The organism is Bradyrhizobium nitroreducens (assembly GCF_002776695.1).
GTDB classification, from domain to species: Bacteria; Pseudomonadota; Alphaproteobacteria; order Rhizobiales; family Xanthobacteraceae; genus Bradyrhizobium; species Bradyrhizobium nitroreducens.
The window spans coordinates 5,433,323-5,454,368 of sequence record NZ_LFJC01000003.1; the positions used below are offsets into that span (position 1 = coordinate 5,433,323).

21 protein-coding genes are annotated in these 21,046 nt (G+C 65.4%); 4 read left to right on the plus strand and 17 right to left on the minus strand.

All coding sequences use genetic code 11. The features are described from left to right. Nucleotides 1-3: 3 nt before the first annotated feature. The 6 genes from TSA1_RS26175 to TSA1_RS26200 all read right to left on the minus strand — a co-directional run bounded on the left by TSA1_RS26175 (nucleotide 4) and on the right by TSA1_RS26200 (nucleotide 7,091). Nucleotides 4-1,239 carry an ABC transporter substrate-binding protein gene (locus TSA1_RS26175; RefSeq protein WP_100178847.1) on the minus strand — a complete coding sequence of 412 codons (1,236 nt, stop codon included), beginning with the start codon at nucleotides 1,237-1,239 and terminating at the stop codon, nucleotides 4-6. Between the two features lie 33 nt (nucleotides 1,240-1,272). After that, a complete protein-coding gene (locus TSA1_RS26180; RefSeq protein WP_100178848.1) occupies nucleotides 1,273-1,980 on the minus strand; it encodes an ABC transporter ATP-binding protein in 708 nt (235 codons plus the stop codon). Further along, nucleotides 1,967-3,739 carry an ABC transporter permease subunit gene (locus TSA1_RS26185; RefSeq protein WP_174719080.1) on the minus strand — a complete coding sequence of 591 codons (1,773 nt, stop codon included), beginning with the start codon at nucleotides 3,737-3,739 and terminating at the stop codon, nucleotides 1,967-1,969. The genes TSA1_RS26180 and TSA1_RS26185 overlap by 14 nt, the downstream gene beginning before the upstream one ends. 2 nt (nucleotides 3,740-3,741) lie before the next feature. Continuing rightward, nucleotides 3,742-4,677 (minus strand): branched-chain amino acid ABC transporter permease, encoded by a 936-nt coding sequence (locus tag TSA1_RS26190; RefSeq protein ID WP_100178850.1) that lies wholly within the window; start codon nucleotides 4,675-4,677, stop codon nucleotides 3,742-3,744. Nucleotides 4,678-4,771: 94 nt separating this feature from the next. After that, complete coding sequence (locus TSA1_RS26195; RefSeq protein ID WP_100178851.1) at nucleotides 4,772-6,166, minus strand: MmgE/PrpD family protein; 1,395 nt, start codon at nucleotides 6,164-6,166, stop codon at nucleotides 4,772-4,774. A 31-nt stretch (nucleotides 6,167-6,197) separates the two neighbouring features. Then, nucleotides 6,198-7,091, minus strand: a complete 894-nt coding sequence (locus tag TSA1_RS26200; RefSeq protein ID WP_100178852.1) for an NAD(P)-dependent oxidoreductase — start codon at nucleotides 7,089-7,091, stop codon at nucleotides 6,198-6,200. A 256-nt stretch (nucleotides 7,092-7,347) separates the two neighbouring features. Here TSA1_RS26200 and TSA1_RS26205 point away from each other — a divergent pair, with 256 nt between their 5' ends. From TSA1_RS26205 to TSA1_RS26215, 3 genes are read left to right on the plus strand one after another with little or no spacing between them, the layout of a single operon-like run. Beyond that, entirely contained in the window at nucleotides 7,348-8,685 is a 1,338-nt protein-coding gene (locus tag TSA1_RS26205; RefSeq protein ID WP_245448413.1) for an MmgE/PrpD family protein, read from the plus strand. Nucleotides 8,686-8,728: 43 nt separating this feature from the next. Beyond that, complete coding sequence (locus TSA1_RS26210) at nucleotides 8,729-9,118, plus strand: carboxymuconolactone decarboxylase family protein (RefSeq protein ID WP_008557256.1); 390 nt, start codon at nucleotides 8,729-8,731, stop codon at nucleotides 9,116-9,118. A 26-nt stretch (nucleotides 9,119-9,144) separates the two neighbouring features. Then, the gene (locus TSA1_RS26215) at nucleotides 9,145-9,951 is read left to right on the plus strand and encodes an N-acyl homoserine lactonase family protein (RefSeq protein WP_100178854.1); all 807 of its coding nucleotides are present in this window, start codon (nucleotides 9,145-9,147) and stop codon (nucleotides 9,949-9,951) included. A 122-nt stretch (nucleotides 9,952-10,073) separates the two neighbouring features. Here the strand turns inward: TSA1_RS26215 and TSA1_RS40070 are convergent, their stop codons facing one another. After that, nucleotides 10,074-10,331 (minus strand): hypothetical protein, encoded by a 258-nt coding sequence (locus TSA1_RS40070; RefSeq protein WP_174719081.1) that lies wholly within the window; start codon nucleotides 10,329-10,331, stop codon nucleotides 10,074-10,076. A 263-nt stretch (nucleotides 10,332-10,594) separates the two neighbouring features. Here TSA1_RS40070 and TSA1_RS26225 point away from each other — a divergent pair, with 263 nt between their 5' ends. After that, nucleotides 10,595-10,969: a hypothetical protein gene (locus tag TSA1_RS26225; protein ID WP_100178855.1), complete on the plus strand. Its 375-nt coding sequence runs from the start codon at nucleotides 10,595-10,597 to the stop codon at nucleotides 10,967-10,969. 171 nt (nucleotides 10,970-11,140) lie between these two features. Here the strand turns inward: TSA1_RS26225 and aat are convergent, their stop codons facing one another. The 10 genes from aat to TSA1_RS26280 form a co-directional block, all read right to left on the minus strand. After that, nucleotides 11,141-11,821, minus strand: a complete 681-nt coding sequence (gene aat, locus TSA1_RS26235; protein WP_100178856.1) for a leucyl/phenylalanyl-tRNA--protein transferase — start codon at nucleotides 11,819-11,821, stop codon at nucleotides 11,141-11,143. Between the two features lie 59 nt (nucleotides 11,822-11,880). Continuing rightward, nucleotides 11,881-12,996 (minus strand): sensor histidine kinase, encoded by a 1,116-nt coding sequence (locus tag TSA1_RS26240; RefSeq protein WP_100178857.1) that lies wholly within the window; start codon nucleotides 12,994-12,996, stop codon nucleotides 11,881-11,883. After that, nucleotides 12,993-13,433 carry a response regulator gene (locus tag TSA1_RS26245; RefSeq protein ID WP_100178858.1) on the minus strand — a complete coding sequence of 147 codons (441 nt, stop codon included), beginning with the start codon at nucleotides 13,431-13,433 and terminating at the stop codon, nucleotides 12,993-12,995. The genes TSA1_RS26240 and TSA1_RS26245 overlap by 4 nt, the downstream gene beginning before the upstream one ends. Next, a complete protein-coding gene (locus TSA1_RS26250; protein ID WP_100178859.1) occupies nucleotides 13,430-14,956 on the minus strand; it encodes a sensor histidine kinase in 1,527 nt (508 codons plus the stop codon). The genes TSA1_RS26245 and TSA1_RS26250 overlap by 4 nt, the downstream gene beginning before the upstream one ends. A 105-nt stretch (nucleotides 14,957-15,061) precedes the next feature. After that, nucleotides 15,062-16,417 (minus strand): acetyl-CoA carboxylase biotin carboxylase subunit, encoded by a 1,356-nt coding sequence (gene accC / locus TSA1_RS26255; RefSeq protein ID WP_100178860.1) that lies wholly within the window; start codon nucleotides 16,415-16,417, stop codon nucleotides 15,062-15,064. 79 nt (nucleotides 16,418-16,496) lie between these two features. Next, on the minus strand, nucleotides 16,497-16,985 hold the full coding sequence (gene accB, locus TSA1_RS26260; RefSeq protein ID WP_100178861.1) for an acetyl-CoA carboxylase biotin carboxyl carrier protein: 489 nt from the start codon (nucleotides 16,983-16,985) through the stop codon (nucleotides 16,497-16,499). A 37-nt stretch (nucleotides 16,986-17,022) separates the two neighbouring features. After that, nucleotides 17,023-17,490: a type II 3-dehydroquinate dehydratase gene (aroQ, locus tag TSA1_RS26265; RefSeq protein ID WP_092262044.1), complete on the minus strand. Its 468-nt coding sequence runs from the start codon at nucleotides 17,488-17,490 to the stop codon at nucleotides 17,023-17,025. Between the two features lie 228 nt (nucleotides 17,491-17,718). Then, entirely contained in the window at nucleotides 17,719-18,531 is an 813-nt protein-coding gene (locus tag TSA1_RS26270) for a DUF1236 domain-containing protein (protein ID WP_100178862.1), read from the minus strand. Between the two features lie 209 nt (nucleotides 18,532-18,740). Beyond that, nucleotides 18,741-19,508 (minus strand): DsbA family protein, encoded by a 768-nt coding sequence (locus TSA1_RS26275; protein WP_100178863.1) that lies wholly within the window; start codon nucleotides 19,506-19,508, stop codon nucleotides 18,741-18,743. A 129-nt stretch (nucleotides 19,509-19,637) separates the two neighbouring features. Continuing rightward, nucleotides 19,638-21,038 (minus strand): M48 family metalloprotease, encoded by a 1,401-nt coding sequence (locus TSA1_RS26280; RefSeq protein ID WP_100178864.1) that lies wholly within the window; start codon nucleotides 21,036-21,038, stop codon nucleotides 19,638-19,640. Between the last annotated feature and the right edge of the window lie 8 nt (nucleotides 21,039-21,046).

Consider the following 21,046-nt stretch of genomic DNA (forward strand, 5'->3'; position numbering starts at 1 on the left):
GCTTTAGGATTTCTTCGGCCAGAACGGCTGCGCCTGCGCGAGCTCGGGCGGGTAAACGGTGACAGGCACGCCCGATTGCCATTGCACGATGACGACGCCGGCGTCGACGCGGCGGCCCTTCTCGTCGAATTTGAGCTGGCCGCCCGGATAGTATTTCGACGGACCGGCATCCATGGTGCGGAAGGCCTGCGCGACCGCATTGCGGTCGGCCTTGCCGGCCTTCTCCAGCGCCTCCTTCATCAGCCACATGTCGCCATAGGTCGAGATGACGTTCTGCGTCATCCAGGGCTCCTTGTATTTGGCCTTGAGCTCGGCGATCAGCGCCTCGTGGCCTTTCGAGCCCCAATTGGCGACGATGGTCATGATGCCTTGCACCGTCTCCGGGCTCACGCTCTGGAGCATGTCGGGCTCGGCGATGGTGATGCTGAAGGACACGGTCGGGATCTTGCCCTGGCCGAGGCCGAACTCGCTGATCTTCTCCAGGCCGAGCTTGGCGTCAGACACCGCATTCGGCATGAACAGCAGCAGATCGGGCTTGGCCGAGCGAACCTTCTGGATCAGCGGCGTCGCATCCGACAGGGGCGGGGTCCAGACTTCCTCGACGACGAGCTGGAGGCCTTCCTGGGCGAACAGCCTTTCCTTCAGCGCCTTGGCGGTGGCGACCGATGTCGCGGTGTTGTCCATCAGCATCGCCACGGTCTTGGGCTTCTTGCCCGAGGCGTTCTCGGCGAGCTTCATCAGCGTCGGCAGGCCGAGCTCGGACTGGCGGCTCGCGGTCGCCGCGGTCTGGAAGATGTATTTGAAGCCGCGGTCGGTCAGAAGGTCCGAATAGGACAGCGTCAGCACCGGCAATTCGGCGCGCTCGGTCACTTCGGTGACCGCGAGCGTGAAGGAGGAGAGATAGGCGCCGGTGGCGGCGACGAGGTCGGGCTCCTGCGCGACCATGCGCTGCGCGGCGTTCTTGGCCTTCTCGGTGGTGTCGCCGCAGTCGATCACGACGAGCTTGAGCTTGGCGCCGCCGAGTGCCTTGATGCCGCCTTGCGCGTTGATGTGCTCGATGCCCATCTCGGCGCCCATCTTCATGACCTGGCCGGGACGGGTGTAGATGCCCGACAGCGGCACGATCAGCCCGACCTTGATCTCTGCCGGGGCCTGCGCGCGCGCCACGCCGGCGAGACCGACGGCGGCGGCGCCCGACAGCACGGTGCGACGACTCAGTCCCTTTGAAGTCTTGTTCATTTTGTCTCTCCCTGGTCTTTGTTTTTATGTTGGTCACATGCCGAGATAGGCCTTCCGCACGCGGTCGTCGGCGCGCAGCGTGGCGTTGTTGCCCTGGAGCACGACGTGCCCGGCTTCGAGGACATAGCCGTGATCGGCAGACTCCAGCGCTTCCGCGACGCGCTGCTCGACCAGCAGCATGGTCAGCCCCGACTGGCGCCGGATCTCGATCAGCCGCTCGAAGATGAAGTCGGCGGTCGAGGGCGCGAGCCCCATCGAGGGCTCGTCCAGCATCAGAAGCTTCGGCGAGGAGGCGAGGCCGCGGCCGATCGCGAGCATCTGCTGCTGGCCGCCGGACATCGTGCCGGCGAACTGATCGCGGCGCTCCTTCAGCACCGGCAGCCATTCGAAGATGCGCTCGATATTGGTCCGCCAGTCGCGGCGGCCGCTTTCGGTCATCGCGCCCATCTCCAGGTTCTCCATCACGGTCAGGGACGGGAAGACCTGGCGTCCCTCCGGGACGTGGGCGATGCCGAGATGGGCGCGCTGCGGCGGCGGCACCGCGAGCAAATCGACGCCGTCGAAGATGATCGCGCCGCCGCTCGGCTTGACGATGCCGGAGATCGTCTTGAACAGCGTGGTCTTGCCGGCGCCGTTGGGCCCGACGATCGCGACGAACTGGCCGGCGCCGACGTCGATCGAGACGTCGTTCAGGACGGGTTTTGCGGAATAGCCCGCGCTCAATCCTTCAATTCGCAGCATGGCCCGCCCACTTCTTGCCGAGATAGGCCTCGACGACACGGCTGTCGCGCGTCACCACCTCCGGCAGCCCTTCGGTAATGACGGCGCCGTGGTCGAGCACGAGGAAGCGATCGACCAGGCGCACCATCGCCTGCATGGTGTGCTCGATGATGGCGATGGTCATGCCGTCGCGCGCGAGCTGCTGGATCACGGCGACGACCTCGTCCGCCTCGCCATGGCCGAGGCCCGCGAGCGTCTCGTCGAGCAGCAGGATGCGCGGCTGCCCGGCGATCGCGCGGGCCAGCTCCATCAGCCGCAGCTCCTTGGTCGAGAGCTCACCGGCGAGGCGGTCGGCGACGGCGGAGAGCCCCACGCGCGCGACCGCGTCGGCCGCCATCTTGCGGGCCTCATCGTCGGTGCGCGCCCGCACATAGGCTCCGACCACGACGTTATCGAGGATCGACATGCGCAGGAACGGCCGCATCACCTGGAAGGTGCGGCCGATTCCGGCCTCGCAGATCACATGGGGCCGCTGGCCCGACATGTTGCGGCCGTCGATCAGCACCTCGCCCTGGCTCGGCTTCAGGAAGCCGTTGAGCAGGTTGAACAGCGTGGTCTTGCCGGCACCGTTCGGCCCGATGATGCCGAGGATCTCGTTCTTGTGCAGCTTGAAGCTGACGTCCTGCACGGCCTTGAGGCCGCCGAACGAACGCGAGAGGTTCTTCACCTCGAGCATCACTTCGCCCTTGGCGGCGCGCTGCCGCGCCACAGGCTTCAGCGCAGTGATATTGGCGGCAGCTGCTTCCGGCGTGACATCGATCGTCGGCTTGGGCGCGCGTCGCTTGCGCAGGAGATCGCGCAGCTTCCAGAACAATCCTTCCGGCGCGAGCAGAATGACGCAGACGATGGCAATGCCGAAGATGACGCCCTGAATGCCGGGGATGCGCGCGCCGGCTTCGGCGTGCAGGATCTCGGCGAGGGGGATCAGGATCACCGAGCCGATCACCGGCCCCCACACCGTGCCGACGCCGCCGAACATCGCGACCGTCAGCGCCTGTGCCGACACCAGCATGCCGAACACCGATTGCGGCGTCACAACCAGCAGCACCTGCGCGTAGAACCCGCCGATGGCGGCCGCGATCGCTCCGCTCAAGATGATCGCGCGTAGCTTCCAGGCCAGCGTGTTGATTCCGGCAGCCTCGGCCGCGGCCTCGTTCTGCTTGATCGCGAGCAGCGCCATGCCGAAACGGGATCGCTCGATCACCTGCGTCAGCACGATCGTGGCGAGCATGAGCGCGAGCCCCAACAGGGTGTAGAAGTGGGGATCGGCGAACTGCATATAGGCGATCGGTGCGTCGCGCTTGATCGGAAGCGTCACCTCCTGGAAGCCGAGCCATTCGAACACGTAGAGGATGGCGAGCGGGTAGGCCAGCATTGCCAGCGCGAAGTAATGGCCCTGCAGGCGGAAGGTCGGAAAGCCGATGAGGAGGCCGGCGATGCCCCCGAGCATGGCCGCAACCGGGATCAGCAGCCAGGGCGAGATGTCGAAATAGATCTGCCCGAGCGCGGTCGCATAGGCGCCGATGCCGAAGAAGGCGGCGTGGCCGAACGAGATCAGGCCGGTATAGCCGCTGAGCAGGTTCCACGACAGGCCGAACACCGACCACACCGGCACCAGCGTCAGGATGAGCTGGTAGTAGGAGTTGGTGACGCCGAGCGACACGACCGCATAGGCGAGCGTGAAGAGCAGGGGAGGCAGCAAGGATCGCATCCGCAGCATGGTCACGTCCTCTCGACCACGCGCCCGAAGAAACCTTGCGGACGGAAGAAGATGATAAGGAGGAAGACGGCGAAGATTGCCGCGTTCTGCAATTGCGTCGGCAGGATCAGCGTCGACATCTGCTGCACGAGGCCGATCGTCATGCCGCCCCAGAACGCGCCGATGATGCTGCCCATGCCGCCGAGGACGACGCCGGCATACATCACGATGACGTATTCGAGGCCGACGAAGGGGTGGAACGGATAGTTGGTCGCGAGCAGGCCGCCGGCAATGGCGGTGATGCCGCAGCCGAGCGCGAAGGCGGTGCGGTGCGCGCGGTCGACGTCGATGCCCATATAGGTCGCGGCGGTCGGATTGTCCGCGGCGGCCCGGAGCGATTTTCCGATCCGGGTGCGCGTGATCAAGAGCGAGAGCAGGATCATCATGACCAGCGAGACGATCATGTCGATGCTGCGCGCCTTGTTGAGGAAGATGCTCATGTCGAAGATGGGGCCGAGCTCCCAGGCCGAGCTCGACAACGGCGTGCGGATCGAGGCCAGCACCGAGCCGAACACGATGAGGCCGCCGTTCTGCAGGATCAGCGCGATGCCGAGCGTGAGGATGAGCTGGGCGTAATGGCCTTCGCCTTCGAGCGAGGCGGTGCGGGTGCCTGATACGTGCGAGATCAGCGTCCGGTGCACGACATAGCCGAACAGGGCGAGCACGGGCCCGGCCAGCAGGATGGCGACGAACGGCCCGACCGTGTTGCCGAACAGCGTTTGCACGCCGGCGGCCGTGAAGAGATAGAAGGCCGTGTACATGCCGAGCATCATGAAATCGCCATGGGCGAAGTTGATGACGCGCATGACGCCGAAGATCAGGCCGAGCCCCACGCACATCAGGCCGTAGACGGCGCCGATCAGAAGGCCCGCGGCGAGCGCTTGAAAGAACCCTTCCATCAGCCCCGCCTCCGCGCGGTGGCCGCGCTCGCCACTGACGATGCTAGACTGGTCTTCAAATTGACCATGTTTCCCCCGTACTATCAGGCACTTCTTATGATGCCGATCGTAAAACCCGTTCCGTTGCGTTGAGGCGGCATTGCGCGGCGATGTCGCCGGCATTGCCAAGTTGTTCGCAATGGTCGATCAGTTGCTCGAGCCGGCGCGCGCGGTCCGCGTCGAGAACGGCGGCGGCCGCGCGGCGAAAGCGTGCGCGAATATCTGCAGGCGTTGCCGCGATGACGTCGGGCAAAGCGTGCCGGATGGTCCGGCCGTCGCGCAGCTGCACGGTCACCTCCGCGCCCTGCCTGCCCGGGAAGGCGGCGGTGAAGCCTGCGTCTGCCTTGAGGTCGGTGATCGCAACGAGACGGATGATGTCGGCATCGTCGAGTTCGGCGTAGTTCTCTTCCTCGATCTCACCCCGCGCCAGCGTCGCCGCGACACTGAACGGAATACTCATCTTGGCCTGGAGCGCGTTGCGATAGGGCCCCGTGGAGTCGCAGCCGGGATAACGCACGGCGGCATCGGGCGCGCGAATGACGATGCGGTCGATCTCCTCGGCGCTGGCGAGCTCGTGCGAGACGCGAAGCGCTGCCTGTGCCGCTGTCTGCGCGAAATTGCAGGCCGGGACCGGCTTGTTATAGACGGCCATGATCTCGCATTCGCCGTCCGGGAAAAGCGCGATGCTCTCGGGCGCGGCCTGGCGGCGGTATGCGGCGAACAGGCCGGCTTCGCCTTCGAGGATGGTCTCCGAGCCGAACGCGCCGGCCGCGGCGAGGCCGATCGCCTTGATCGCATTGCTCGCGGCAAAGCCGGGATGGAAATACATGTCGGACCCGCCGGCATGCGGCCATTCGTTGAGTCCGCTGGAGGTGTTGGCCGCGATCGCGATGGCGCTGGTCGCCTGGTCTTCCGAAAGGCCAAGCGCAAAACTTCCCGCGAGCGCCGCGCCTGGAGGGGCCACGAGGCCGGTCGGGCGATAGAGGCGCGCGAGGTCGGAGGTCAGCAGCGCGCGGCCGATCCGCGCGCCGGTCTCATAGCCGATGATGGCGGCCGCGAGCAGTCTGTCCCCGCGCAGCGGCGCCTGTTCGGACAGCGCGAGCAGGGCCGGCCAGATCACGACGCCGTGGTGCGCGATGCTGGCCGCATGCATGTCTTCGCGCACGAGGCCGTGCCCCATGACGGCATTGGCGAAGGCCGCGTCAGCAGGAGAGGAGAGCTGCGACGTTCCGACGATCGTCGCATTGCCGCCGCCTTGCGCGATCGCGACCGCCTGGCGGCTCCAGGGATGATGGCCCGCCTCGAAGGCGCAAGACAGGAAGTCGAGCAGGCAGAGTTTTGCTTTCGCGACAACTTCAGGCGCGAAATCACCGAGACCGCGCGCAAGCACGCTCCGCGCCATCTGGCGCGCGAGCGATATCTTGCCTGATCCGGTCGGGCCGATCGTCATCGCGGGTCGCTCTCCCTGAACGTTCGTGCGCTTAGCCGCGCATCTCCACCCCGGCCCATTCCTCGAGCACTTTTGCGATCGAGGTGAAGTCGGACGAGGCGCCGTATTTGGCGTTGGTGATCGCGAGCATCTGCCGCACCACCGCGCCGCAGACCATCGGCACGCCCATGGCCTCGGCTTCGTCCACGCAGAGACGGACGTCCTTGTAGGAGAGGCCGGTGGTGAAACCGAAATCGAACGTGCCGGGCAGTACCGCGCGCGGGAATTTGTCCTCGGAGGCGCTGTTGCGGCCGCTCGAAGCGTTGATGATGTCGATCAGCACCTTGGCGTTGACGCCGCCCTTGACGCCCATGGCGACGGCTTCCGAGGTGATCACGAGGGCTGCGGCCGCCATCAGGTTGTTGGCGAGCTTGGCGGTCTGCGCCACGCCGGGCTTGTCGCCGGTGTAGAACAGCTTGCCGAAATTCTTCAGGATCGGCTGCACGGTCTCGTAGGTCGCCTGCGGGCAGGACACCATCACCGCCAGCGTGCCGTTGACGGCGCCCTTGATGCCGCCGCTCACGGGCGCATCGACCAGCGTCATGCCCTTGGCTTTCAGGCCCTCGGCGACGAGCTTTGCCGCGCCGGGCCCCGAGGTCGACAGGTCAATCACGATCTTCGCGCGATTGCCGCTGCTGATGCCGTCCTGGCCGAGCGTGACCGCCTTGACGATGTCGGGTGTCGGCAGGCTGGCGAGCACGATGTCGGCGCGAGAGGCGACGTCGGCCGGCGATTTGCCGAGCAGCGCGCCGCGCTTGACCAGCGGCTGAGTGGCCTCGGCTTGCGTGTCATAGACGACGAGCGAATAGCCCGCGTCCATCAATCGTCCCGCCATCGGACCGCCCATGCGGCCCGTGCCGATCACGCCGAGCGTTTCTCCCGCCATCGTTCACTCCCTGTCGCGCGGTCCCGCAATGGGGCGCGCCTTCTTGATCTTGTGGTCGTTGATCTCGTGCCGATCGCCGGCCGTGTCGGCCGCAATCGTCGCGGCGAGGGGACCCCGCGCCAGCGGGCGGGATTGTTATGATTGTCAGACAAGCTGTCAAGCATAACATTTGGGGTCGACAGTTTGCCGCGGATCGGCATAAGGTCCGGACAAAACGAGGAAGACGCCCCGCGTGCCGCAAGCCCCGATTCCAAGCGTGAGCAGGACGCTCGCCGACTTCGTCGCGGCGTCGTCATGGGCAGACATGCAGTCGCAGAGCCTCGAGGCGCGGCGCTCGATCCTCAATTTCTTCGCAACAGCGCTTCTCTCCGCGCGCGATCCGGTGGTGATGGCCGCGATGCGCACCTTGTCGCCGTTCAGCGGCACCGCGACATCGACGGTCATCGGCCATGCCCGGTGCATGGATGCGATGTCCGCCGCGTTTCTCAATGCCGTCTCGGCGAATCTGCTCGACTTCGACGACACCCACCTCGACACGATCATTCATCCGGCCGCGCCCGTCGCCGCGGCCGTGCTGGCGCTGGCGGAGACGCGCAGGACGTCGGGGCGCGAGGTGCTGACGGCCTTCATCCTCGGCGTGGATGTCGAGTGCCGGATCGGCAATGCGGTTTCGCCGCGCCACTATGCGCGCGGCTGGCACATCACCTCGACCTGCGGGATTTTCGGCGCGGCGGCGGCGTGCGCGAAGCTGCTGGGCCTGCCGGCGGAGGGGATTGCGAACGCCATCGGCATTGCGGCGAGCCAGTCGGCCGGCAATGTCGAGAACCTGCCCAGTGCCGCCAAGAATGTCAGCGTCGGCAACGCCGCGCGGAACGGATTGTTCGCCGCGCTGCTGGCGCAGCAGGGCTTCGAGGCGGCCCCCCGCGCCATCGAGGGGCCGCTCGGCTGGGCCCGCACCATGGGAGACGAGCTCGATCAAACGAGACTTCTCGATGGTCTCGGCAAGACCTGGGAAATCGCGAAGAACACCTACAAGCCGTATCCGGCCGGCATCGTATTCCATGCGGTGATCGACGCCTGCCTCGGGTTGCGTCAGCGCATCGCCGGACGGGTCGACCAGATCGAGCAGGTGATGGTGCAGGGCTCGGCCTTGCTGCTCGCCCGCGGCGACCGCCCCGTCAACAACGCGCGCGATGCGCGCGTCAGCATCCATCATTGCACGGCGTGCGGCCTCTTGCTCGGCGCGGCCGGCGTGACCGAGTTCGAGCAGGAGACCGTCGATCGGCCCGATATCGCGCAACTGCGGTTGAAGGTGAAGGCGGAGCTCGACCGCGCGATGCCTGACGGCGCCGCGCGCGTCACCTTGCGTCTGGCCTCCCGCGATGTGCTCACGGAAACCGTCACCTCGCCGCGCGGCAGCCAGGCTGCGCCGCTGTCAGACCGTGATATCGAGGCGAAGTTGCGCGACGGCGTACGCACGGGTCGAAGCGCTTGGGATGCGGACCGCGTCATCGAGGCCGTCTGGCGGCTCGATGCGGCGGATGACGTCGGCAATCTCCTGCAATCGCTACGGCCACCATTGGCCTCGCGCTGAACAAACTCCAACCAGCAACTCTCAAGACCTGAAAGGGACGATCATGAGCAAGACCGAACTGTTCGAAAAAGGCCTCAAGGTTCGCAAGGAGGTGCTGGGCGAGGACTACGTCAACAAGTCGATCGCGGGGGCCGACGAGTTCACGCGCACGATGGCGGAGTGGTCGACCGAATTCTGCTGGGGCGCCTTGTGGACGCGGCCGGGTGTCGACCGTCGCACGCGCTCGATCGTCAATCTGGCGATGCTCGGCGCGCTGAACCGGCCGCACGAATTGAAGCTGCATGTGAAGGGCGCCTTGAAGAACGGGCTCACCAAGGAGGAGATCAAGGAGATCCTGCTCCAGGTCGCCGTCTATTGCGGCGTGCCCGCCGGCATCGACGCCTTCCGCAATGCGCGCGAGGCCTTCAACGAGGTCGACGCGGCCGGTTCGTGAGCGCGCATCCCTGATCGGAAGACGTCATGGCTGAGCCGGACTACGAGCTGTTTGCGATCCGCTACGCCACGCGCGATGCGCAGCGCAGCGAGCACTTCATCGGCGGCGACCCGCATGACGGGCCGATGCCGATGGACTATTTCATGTGGCTGGCGCGGGGAGGCGGGCGCACCTTCGTCATCGACACCGGCTTCAACGCGGAGATCGCCAGGCAGCGCAGGCGGAATTTCCTGCGCTGCCCGGTGGAGACGCTGCGCGCGTTCGACATCGACCCTGCCGACGTCAAGGACGTGATCCTCACGCATCTGCACTACGACCATGCCGGCAATTTCGACCGGTTTCCGAACGCGCGATTTCATCTCCAGGAGCGCGAGCTCGCCTATGCCACCGGCCGCTATATGCAATATCCGAGGCTGTCGCATTCCTTCGAGGTCGAGGATATTTGCGGGATCGTGCGGCTGAACTACGCCCGCCGGGTGCTGTTCTACGACGGCGACGCCGAGATCGCGCCCGGGCTGACGGTCCATGCGGCGGGCGGACATTCCGCCGGCCTGCAATTCGTCCGCGTCAATACGCGCCGCGGCCCTGTCGTGCTCGCCTCCGACGTCAGCCATTTCTACGAGAACATGAAGAGCGAGCGTCCGTTCACGACGGCGTTTCATGTCGGCGACATGCTGGTGGGTTTCGACAAGCTGCGCGCCGCGGCGCCTGACGCGGACCACATCGTTCCCGGGCATGATCCGCTCGTCATGGAACTCTACCCCGCGCCAAGCGCGGATCTGAACGGCGTGGCGGTGCGCCTCGACGTGGCGCCGGCCGCAACGCCGGCGTAGCCGCGCGGAGCGAGTTGCAGATCCGCCTGCACCGCGGTGGTTCGAAGCCGATGCCTTTGCCGTACATCTTCGCCCCCGGCGGTCTGCGGGCGACGCCAGGGCCGGCCCTTAAGCCGCCCCGCTCAGCCATATTCCTCGCCGATGCCGTATTCCCGGTAGATCTCCAGCGGGTCGAGGTCGGGAAACAGGCGGCATTTGGCCTGGGCGAGGTGCAGGCTCACCGCCGCCGGCTCCTTGCCGCTCGAGAGCATCTTGCGGATGTCGTCCATATGCGCGTTCGGCTGGTGCTTGGGTTCGAGCTGTTCCAGCGCGACCAGGGCGGTCGCGAGGGCCTCGGTCAGAACCCATTCGTCGTGGCCGGTGATTCCCTTCTTCGGCATCGGCAGACCCCGGATGTGGCGGCAACGTCCAGTCTATCGCGACTTCCGCCAAATCGCCATTGAGCCGTTACGGGAGGGAGCGCCCTTGCATTATGGCGGCGTGTGGCTAAAAGGCGGCAAGTTGCGGGGCCGTGGTATCTTTGCTGAAACAATGTTGGCGTAGACGGGCGTCCGCAGGGATCAGGCTGGCTATTCCGGTCTGGGCCCCTGATCCCGCATTGGGCAGCACGGTCCCGGTTGCCCCCTTCAAGGCTTGAGCCAGCATGGTTTTTCTCAGCTTCGTCTACCGCTTCCTCACCAATTTCGCCTTCATGGCGATGGTGTATTTCAGCCTGAATTTCATGGAGAAATATCCGAACCGGGCGATCGTCGCGATCCTGGTGCTGGTCTATGCCGCCATGCGCGCGGCCTCGACGCTGCGCGCCTTCTACTTCTACCAGAAGATAGAGAGGCTGGAGGCCGAGACGCGGCGCCTTCAGGGTCCGATCAACGACGGTTCGGGCGGGACCAGCGCGCGCAAGCAGGTGGTCGCCGACGTTGCCCGGCTGCGCCGCGACGGCGAGCTCAAGTCCTATATGGACCTGTTCTTCCTCGCGCTGATCGTGCTGCTCTGCGTTGCCGCCATCCTGCGGCAGTAATTCAAAGACCAGAATGAAGCGCGAAGGCGCTTCATTCTGATCGCATCGCACCTGAGAGCGTTTTCGAGCGAAGTGGACACCGGTTCGCGTGAAGAAAACGCGTCAAAACAAGAATCTAGAGCTTCGGTTCTGATTCAATCAGAACCGAAAACGCTCTAAGACAACGATCGACTACTGTCGCGAGGCGATGATCTCGAGCGCGCGTGCGCCCGGGATCGCGTCACCGTTTGAGAGCCGGAGGAAATCGCCGGGCTCGCCGGTCAGCGCCTTGTCGAGCAGCGCGGTGTAGCGCCGCCGCGAGATCTCGACCGCGCCAAAGCTCTTCAGGTGCTCCGTGACATATTGCGTGTCGAGCAGCTCGAAGCCGCCGTAAATCAGCCGCGCGACCAGATGCACGAGCGCGACCTTTGAAGCATCGCGCGCGGTGTGGAACATGCTCTCGCCGAAGAAGGCGCGTCCCAGGCTGACGCCGTACAGCCCGCCGACGAGATCATCGCCCTGCCAGGCCTCGACGCTGTGGCAATGGCCGAGCTCGTACAGGCCGCCATAGAGGTCGCGGATGCGCTTGTTGATCCAGGTGTCCTCGCGTCCTTCCTGCGGCGCGGCGCAGCCGGCGATCGTCGCCTTGAATGCGGTGTTCACCGTCACGCGAAACGCATCCGAGCGCACGGTGCGTGCAAGCCGCGAGGCGACGCGAAATCCGGCGAGGGGGATGACGCCGCGAAGCTCCGGCTCGACCCAGAACAGGGTCGGATCGTCGGCGCTTTCCGCCATCGGGAAGATGCCGCAGGCGTAGGCGCGCAGCAGCACGGCCGGGGTGATTTCAGACGAAGCGGAGTCACGCGAAGTCATGGTGCGCAATCATAGCAGGATCGCGATGCGGTTGCGATGGGGCGCAGCAGGGCGCCAGCTCAGCCCGCGGCGGCGGTGCTGGTCTTGCCGAGGCTTGGGGTCACGCGGCCGAACTTCAGCACGATCCGGGTTCCGGAATGGGTGGGATCGCGCTCGACCGAGGCGTCGAGCTTGGAGGCCATGGCCGCGACGATGCGCTGGCCCATGCCGGTGGAGCGCGGATCGGCCTTGACGTTGTCGCCGACGCCGTTGTCGGTGATCGACAGCAGGAGATCGTCGCCCTGTGCGTTCAGCTCGACATGGATCGGGCCGGCGCCGTCGGGATAGGCGTATTTCACCGCGTTCATCACCAGCTCGTTGACGATGATGCCGACGGCGACCGCGCGGTCCGGGTCGATCTCGATCGGCTCGGCCTTCAGCGTCAGGCGAGACATCCGGTTACCTTCGGCCGAGCGGCGGAGATCCTCGAGCAGCGAGTCCAGATACTGGTTCAGGACCACACTCTTCAGGTCCTGCGACGTGTAGAGGCGGCGGTGCACCTGCGCGACCGCGGCGACGCGGCCCATCGCATTGGTCAACGCCGCCTTGACCTCGTCCTGTGCGGCGGAGCTGGCCTGAAGGTGGAGCAGCGAGGCGATGATCTGAAGCGAATTGCCGACGCGGTGGTTGACCTCGCGCAGCAGCATCTCGCGTTCTGCCGCAAGGGCGGCATAGCGGTCGCGCGAGGCATGGATCTCGGCTTCCGCCTCCTCGCGCGCCTTCTGCAATTCGGCCTGGCGCAGCGCGCCCTCGGTCGCGACGTGGAGCAGGGGTATGAAATCGCCGGTGACGTCCTTGACGAGATAATCGGCCGCGCCCGCCTTCAGCGCGGTGACGGCGATGTTGGAGTCCTGCGAGGCCGTGACGAACACCACGGGCGGGGCGCCCGGGATCGCCATGATCTGCTCCAGTGTCTCGAGGCCATCGAGGCCGGGCATGTACTGGTCGAGCGCGACCACGTCGATACCGCCATCGGTGTTTCCTTGGGCAACCGCGCGGCGGATGCGCTCCAGGCCTTCCTCGCCGCTGGCGGCATGGACGACCTTGTAGCCGCGCCGCGTCAGGCCGCGATCGACCAGGCGCGCCAGCGCACCGTCGTCATCGATGTAGAGCAGGGTGGGCGTGCGCTGGTTCATGGGGCGGCGGGCGGGACCTGGATGACCGAGAAGAACAGGCCGAGCTGCCGGATGGCATTGGCGAAATTCTCGTAGTTGACGGGCTTGGTGATGTAGACGTTGCAGCCGAGCTCGTAGCAACGCTTGATTTCCTGGCTGTCGTCGGTGGTGGTCAGCACCACCACGGGCGAGGCCTTCAGATATTTGTTTTCCTTGATCTGCCTGAGGATGTCGATCCCGGTCATGTCGGGCAGATTGAGGTCGAGCAGGATCAGGAGCGCGTTGCCCTTCTGCACGAGCCCGGAGCCGTCGGCGCCGAACAGGTGCTGCATCGCATCCGTGCCGTTCTGGAAGGAGACGATCTCGTTGTTGACCCCCGAGCGGCGGATGTTGCGCTCGATCAGGCGGGCGTGGCCCTCGTCGTCCTCGATCATGATGATGGTGACTGGCTGGGTCATCGTTCTGCGTTCCGGTTGCTCTCATTCCAGGCGATCGGCAGCGTGATGGTGAAGGTGCTGCCCGCGTTCAGTTCCGATGATACCGACATGGTGCCGCCGAGGCGACGCACAAGTGCACGCACATGCGCAAGACCGATGCCCTGGCCGGGCTTGTCCTGGGTTCCTGCCCGGCGGAACAGGTCGAAGATACGCTGGTGATCCTTCGGATCGATCCCGCGGCCGTTGTCGCTGATCTCGAAGATGGCGTAGCCGAGCTTGGTCCGCCCGCGGATTCTGATCTCGCCGGGCACGCCGCTTTTCAGGTACTTGATGGCGTTGTCGATCAGATTCGAGAAGATCTGCTCGAGTGCGAGGCGGTCGCTCACGATATCAGGCAGCGGCTCGAGGCGAATCTCGGCCTGTGCCTCCGCCGCCTGATGCGCCAGCGTCGACACGACGGCCTCGATCATCTCCCGCGTGTCGATCTTCACGGGCTGGAATTCGCGGCGGCCCTCGCGGGTGAGGTTGAGGATGGCCGAGATCAGCCGGTCCATCTTGGCGATCGACGTCTTGATGAAGCCGAGCGCTTCGGAAAAGTCCTCCGAGAGCTGCTTGTCGGCGCCGTCGAGCACGATTTCGCCCGGCCCGGCGGGGGCCAGCGGCGCGCCCTCCGCGGAAACGTGAGCAAGGCTGCCGATGCGGTGGAAGATGTCGCCGCCGAGCTCTTCGAGCTCGCTGGTGAAGCCCATGATGTTCACGAGCGGCGAGCGCAGATCGTGGCTGACGATATAGGCGAAGCGTTGGATCTCGTCGTTGGCCTCGCGCAGATCCGCCGTGCGCTCGTCGACGACGGACTCCAGGTTGACGTTGGCATCGCGCAGCCGCGCTTCAGCCTCGTCACGGGCGCGGGCCGAGCGCCGCACCAGCCAGGTCGAGATCAAGGCCAACAGCACGACGAGGCCGGAGCCGATGCCCGTCATCGAGGCAGCGAAGGTCTGGCTGCGGTCGGCATTTTCCGAGCGCAGCCGGAACAGCCGTTCCTCTTCCTGGATCATGCCCGTTGCGATCCTGGTGATGGCGGCCGTGGCGTCGGTGGAGACGACTTCGCGGATCAACGCGGCGGCCTTGTCGGGCTGGCCTTGGCGGATGAACTCCATTTCCTGGGCGAACTGGCCGAGGCGCGTCTCGATCGCAGCGCTCAGTTTTTCGACGTTCTCGCGTTGCGCGGGATTGTCGCCGCTTTGGCGTGTCAGCTTGTCCAGCGCCGGGACGATCGCCTCCACGGCCTTTTCGTGGTCGATTTTGAAGCCTTCTGCCTGGGTCAGCAGGAACCCCCGGGCGGAGCTTTCCGCGCGCCGGATTTCCAGCAGCAGGCTGTTGATCTGGTTCTCCACCTCGATGGTGTGAACCACCCACTTGCTGTCCTCGCGCGCCTTGTTGACGAGATAGACCGAGCCGGCGCTGATGACGGCCAGAATCAGAAGACCCGCCGCGATCAGCAGGATCTGCCAGAATGCGCGCCGTCGTTGGGCCTCGGCCGTCACGACGGCCTCGCTCTGTCACGTTCGGTAGAAATCAAAACGCCCCCTTGGAACTGTCCCCGCGTCGAGAACGCAATAGGGGCCAAAGGGTTCCCGCCGGGGCGGGATTTATTGCGGGGTGGGATCCTTGCCGGCCAAATACTGTTCCAGCCAGTGGATGTGGTAATCGCCGTTGATGATGTCGCCTTCCCGCACCAGCGCGCGGAACAGGGGCAGCGTGGTCTCGATGCCCTCCACCACCATCTCGTCCAGCGCCCGGCGGAGCCGCATGAGGCATTCGGCGCGGGTTTTGCCGTGCACGATCAGCTTGCCGACCAGCGAATCGTAGTAGGGCGGGATCGTGTAGCCCTGGTAGACGGCGGAATCGATCCGCACCCCCAGTCCGCCGGGCGGATGGTATTGCAATATGCGGCCGGGCGAGGGGCGGAAGGTCTGGGGATTCTCGGCGTTGATGCGGCACTCGATCGCATGGCCGATCACCTGGATATCTTGCTGCCTTGCCGGCAAATCGCCCCCGGCGGCGATGCGGATCTGCTCCAGCACGAGGTCGATGTCGGTAATGCTCTCGGTGACGGGATGCTCGACCTGGATGCGGGTGTTCATCTCGATGAAGTAGAACTCGCCGTCCTCGTAAAGGAACTCGATGGTGCCGACGCCCAGATATTTCATGTCGCGCATGGCTTTCGCGCAGGTCTCGCCGATCTTGGCGCGCGCGGCGGCGTCAAGGACCGGCGAGGGACCTTCCTCCCAGACCTTCTGGTGGCGGCGCTGCAGCGAGCAGTCGCGCTCGCCGAGATGGATCGCGCCGCCGCGGCCGTCGCCGAGAATCTGGATCTCGATGTGGCGCGGCTTCTGGAGGTATTTTTCGAGGTAGACGGACGCATCGCCAAAGGCGGACTTGGCTTCGTTGGCCGCCGTCGACAGCGCGACCAGAAGGTCGGCCTCGCTGTGCGCGACCTTCATGCCCCGGCCGCCGCCGCCGGCGGCTGCCTTCACCAGCACCGGAAAGCCGATCTGCTTTGCGATCGCCATTGCGTCGTCGTCGGGCCCGACGGCGCCGTCCGAGCCGGGCACCACGGGGATGCCGAGCTTCTTGGCGGTCTTCTTGGCCTCGATCTTGTCGCCCATCAGGCGGATGTGCTCGGCCTTGGGACCGATGAAATGCAGATTGTGCTCGGCGAGGATCTCCGCAAAGCGCGCGTTCTCCGACAGGAAGCCGTAGCCGGGATGCACGGCGTCGGCGCCGGTGATCTCGCACGCCGCGAGCAGCGCGGGCACGTTGAGATAGCTGTCCTTGGACGCCGGCGGCCCGATGCAGACGCTCTCGTCCGACAGGCGCACATGCATGGCGTCGGCGTCGGCAGTGGAGTGCACGGCGACGGTGGCGATCCCGAGCTCCTTGCACGCTCTGAGGATGCGAAGGGCGATCTCGCCGCGATTGGCTATGAGGATCTTGTCGAACATGGTGCCTCAGCGGGCGAAGAGGGAGTAGCGAACAGCGAGTGGCAAGACGGGCATCATTCGCTATTCGCCATTCGCTTATTTATTCAATGATGACCAGCGGCTCGCCGTACTCGACCGGCTGGCCGTCCTCGACCAGGATCTGCGTCACCGTGCCGGCGCGCGGCGAGGGAATCTGGTTCATGGTCTTCATGGCTTCGATGATCAGCAGCGTCTGGCCGACCGAGACCTTGGTTCCGACTTCGATGAACGGCTTGGCGCCGGGCTCCGGCGCCCAATAGGCGGTGCCGACCATTGGCGAGCTGACGGCGCCGGGATGCTTCGACAGGTCGGGTCCGGCGGCGGCAGGCGCGGCCGAGGCGACCGGCAGGGCGGCGGGAGCGGCAGCCATCGGCATAGGCATGGTCGCGGCGACGCTGAGGTTGCGGGCGACGCGCAGGCGCAGGCCTGCGCGTTCGATCTCGATCTCGGTGAGGCTGGTCTCATCGAGCAGCAAAGCGAGCTCGCGGACGAGCGCGGAATCCTCGCTGGAAAACTTTGCGGCTGCTTTGTCGTCTGGCTGGCGCGCCATGTTCTTTGATCCGAATGTTCTGTTTGATGAGGGGGCTTCAGGCTTTGGGCTTGATGGCAAGCTTGGCGGCAAGGCCCTGGATGGCGAGGCGGTAACCCTCGATGCCGAAACCGCAGAGCGAGGCGAACGCCGCGCGTGCCGTATAGGAGTGGTGACGGAAGCTCTCGCGGGCGTGGATGTTGGTTACATGAACCTCGACCGTCGGGATCTGCACCGCGAGCAGGGCGTCGTGCAGTGCGATCGAGGTGTGCGAATAGCCGCCGGCATTGACGATGATGCCCTTCATCTTGCGGGCATGCGCCTCGTGGATGAAGTCGATCAACTCGCCTTCGCGGTTGGACTGCCGGCAATCGGCCTTGAGACCGAACGTCGCCGCGGTCTCCCGGCACAGCGCCTCGACGTCGGCCAGCGTGGCATGGCCGTACTTCTCGGGCTCGCGCGTCCCCAACATGTTGAGGTTCGGCCCGTTGAGGACGAGGATCGTGTCGGTTGCTGGTTCGGCCATTCCAATCCCGCAAAGAGGTGCTTCGGCGTGCCGGGGTTATAGGTAACAAAGCGCGTGAGGGGAAGCCTTGAAGGGCCTCCCAGGCGGCTTCAGGTACCTCATCCGGAGTGCAAAAACCTGTGCGGAAGCTACGGAAATTGCTTGTTAACCAGTCCAAAGCATGGCTGCCGCGCCAACGCCAAAGGGCGGGCATTGCTGCCCGCCCCCTGAGGTTGCCGGTATCCGGCCTTAGCCTTCGATGATGTAGACGATCTCGCGCGTCTGCGGGCGGACGATCACGTACTGGCCGCGGACGAAGATCACTTCATAGCCGCGCCACTGCGGGTAGATCTCGACGATCCGGGGCGGCAGCGGGTGGAAGTGGACGGACGCCGGGACCGCGGCTCCCACCGAGATGTTGAAGTTGACGTTGGTGGTCTCCTCGATCTTGGTCGACTTGATCGCGGTGGAGATTTCGGTCCGCTTCTCGGGAGGCGGAGCGGAAGCGGTCGCAGAGGCGGTGCCGGTCGTGGTCTGAGACTTGGTGTCGCCAGCCTTGCTGTCCGCGCCCTTGGTCTGGGCGTTCATGTTGCCGCTCTTGGTATCTGTCTCAGAGCTCTTGGACTTGTCCATTTGGGACTTGTCCATCGTGCTCTTCGACTTGTCCTGCATGGACTTGTCCTGCGCGCCCTGGGCGTGCTCGCCCTTGGCCGAGCCGGCCTTCTCTTCAGCCGCGTTCTTGTTCATCGCGCCGGACTTCTCCATCCCGCCGGACTTCTCCATGGCACCGGATTTCTCCATCGCGCCCGAGGACTTCTCCTCGGCGGCTCCGCCCGGCTTCATGGCACCGCCGGCCTGGCCGACGGTGCCCTTGTCCCGGCTCATGGCGCCGCCATGCTCCGCCGCGCCACCCGAAGGCTGCGCGTGCTGCGCCGGCTGCTGTTGCGTCGGCTGTGCGCCGGCCGCACCACCGGTGTCGCCTTTCATGCCCTGTGCGTTCGCCACACCTGCGCCCGCGACAAGTGCGGCCGCGGCAACCGAGATCATAAAGCGGTTCAACATAGAATTCTCCTCACGTGGTTCTTTGCGTCATTGCCCGCGCCGACAACGAAAGGAGGTTTGAGTTGTTCCGGAACTTCGGCTGTTCCGCGGCATTTGTTTGTTGAACGCCAGATGAATGGTTTTGCACGAAGACGCCAAGGTTCGGCGCGCAAGAAAAAGGCCGGCTTTTGCAGCCGGCCCTTGGCTCGTTCACGATCGCAAGTCGTGGATCAGCAAGTCGCCTTGCCGCAGCGGGCAATGCCGATCTTTTCACGGAGACCTTCGACGCCGACGGCGCCGATCACGATCTGCTTGCCGATGACGTAGCTCGGCGTGCCGTTCATGCCCATCGCCTCGGCGAGCTTGAAGTTCTCCTCGATGGTGGCGCGCACCTCGGGGCTGTTGATGTCCTTCTCGATCCTGGCGGTGTCGAGGCCGGCTTCCTTGGCCGCCTGGAGCGCGCGCGCCTTGTCCGCGGCGCCGCGTCCGCCGAGCAGCTTCTGGTGGAAGTCGAGATATTTCTTGCCGGTGGGATCCTGCATGCGCACGGCGACCGCGACCTGCGCCGCTTCGACCGAACCCTGGCTCAGCACCGGAAACTCCTTCAGCACGACCTTCAGCTTGGGATCGCTCTTCATGATGGTGAGCATGTCGTCCATCGCGCGCTTGCAGTAGCCGCAATTGTAATCGAAGAACTCGACGAAGGTGACGTCGCCGTCCTTGTTGCCGAGCACGACCTGGCGCGGCGAATTGAAGATCGCGTCCGCGTTCTGCGCGACGCTGGCCTCGTGCTTCTGCGTCTCGGCGGCGGCCTGGCGCTTGCTGAGCTCGGTCATGGCCTCCTCGAGCACCTCGGGATGGCTGACGAGATAATTCTTGATGATCTTCTCGATATCGGTGCGCTGGCTGTCGGAGAAACTGTCGGCCGACGCGGGCACGGTCGCGCCGAACAGGGCGAGCGCAAACAACGCGGGAGCAAGCAGGCGCAGCGAAGGCATAGGCAAAATCCTCTTATCCAAAGCAGGTTTCGAGAAACGTCCCGGCGGACTTAAGCTCGGTGTCGTGACGTCGCGGTGTCGGGCGTCGTTCTGGTCATTTCACTGGGTGGCGGCTTGGCCGCCACCTGGTCAATTGCGCGGCGGCTTCGCCGCCACGATGTCGTCGGCCTTGACCCATCCGGGCGTGCCGACGGCAAAACGGGTCTTCGCGCGCGTGGCAAGCTCGCGGGCGGTTTTGTTGTCGCCGCGCAAGTAGGCGGCCTGCGCCGAGGCGAGATCGGCCTCGGCATATTCTCCCTTCCGGCCATAGGCCATCGCGAGCTGGGTATAGCCGAGCGCCGCCTCAGGCTCTCGCGCTACTGCGGCGCGGAGAATCCGAACGGCCTCGTCCGTGTAGGCCTTATTATCGGTTCCAACCAGAGCCTGCCCAAGTAACATCTCGATGAGGGGTGAATTGTTCGAGAGTGCGACAGCCTTGCGCAGGGCAGGGATCGCCTCGGCCGGCTTGCCGCTTTCCAGCAGGGCCTGGCCGCGCACCTCGTAGAAGTACGGGTTGTTCGGCTGGACCTGGATCAGCGCGTCGATCTGGGTGAGCGCGCTGCGCAAATCGCCGTGCAGATAGGTGCTGATGGCGCGGGCGTAGCGCGCCGGCATGCTGTCATTGGTCTGGGGATAGCGGCGGTACACCGTCTCGGGCCGCTCCATGAAGGCGGAGATCTTGGCGCGTACCATGTCGTGGCGGAGCTGGAGCGCGGGATCGTCCTTCTTGTTCCAGTAGGGGCTGGAGCTTGCGAACTCCTGCAGCGCTGCGACGCGTTCGGCCGGCATCGGATGCGACTGCAGATAGGGGTCGGCGCCGCGCGCGGCGAACAGGCTCTCGCTGGTGAAGCGCTTGAAGGTCTCGTACATGCCCTTCGGCGATTGCTGGGTCGCGGTCAGGAATTTCACCCCGGCGCGGTCGGCGTTCTCCTCCTGCTGGCGCTGGTAGGACAGCAGCGTCCGGCGGATCACCTCCTGCGGAGCGGAGATCGCGGCGGCGCCGGCATTGGCGAGCCCGTTGTTGCCTGCGCTGCTGCGCTGGGTGCTGCCCGCGGCGATCGCGCCGGCGCCGAGCAGCATCGCGATGATCATCTGGGTCTGGGCGGCGGCGAGTTGCTCCCGCAGCTTGGACAGATGGCCGCCGGCCAGATGCCCGGTCTCGTGCGCGAGCACGCCGATGATCTGGTTCGGCGTTTCCGATTGAAGGATCGCGCCCCAGTTGACGAAGATGCGGCGGCCGTCCGCGACGAAGGCGTTGAACGAGCCGTCGTTGAGGATCACCATCTGGATGTTCTGCTTCTCCAGCCCCGCGGCGCGCAGGATCGGGCGCGTGTATTCGCGCAGCAGCTGCTCGGTCTCGGTGTCGCGCAGCACCGGCGGCCCTTTGGCTTGCGCGTGCGCGGCCGAGAACGGCGTCAGCGCGATCGCCGCAGCCGTGACGAGGGCGGTGAGGGCGGAAGCCTTCTTGCGCAATGCGATCTGGAGCGACATCAAACGGT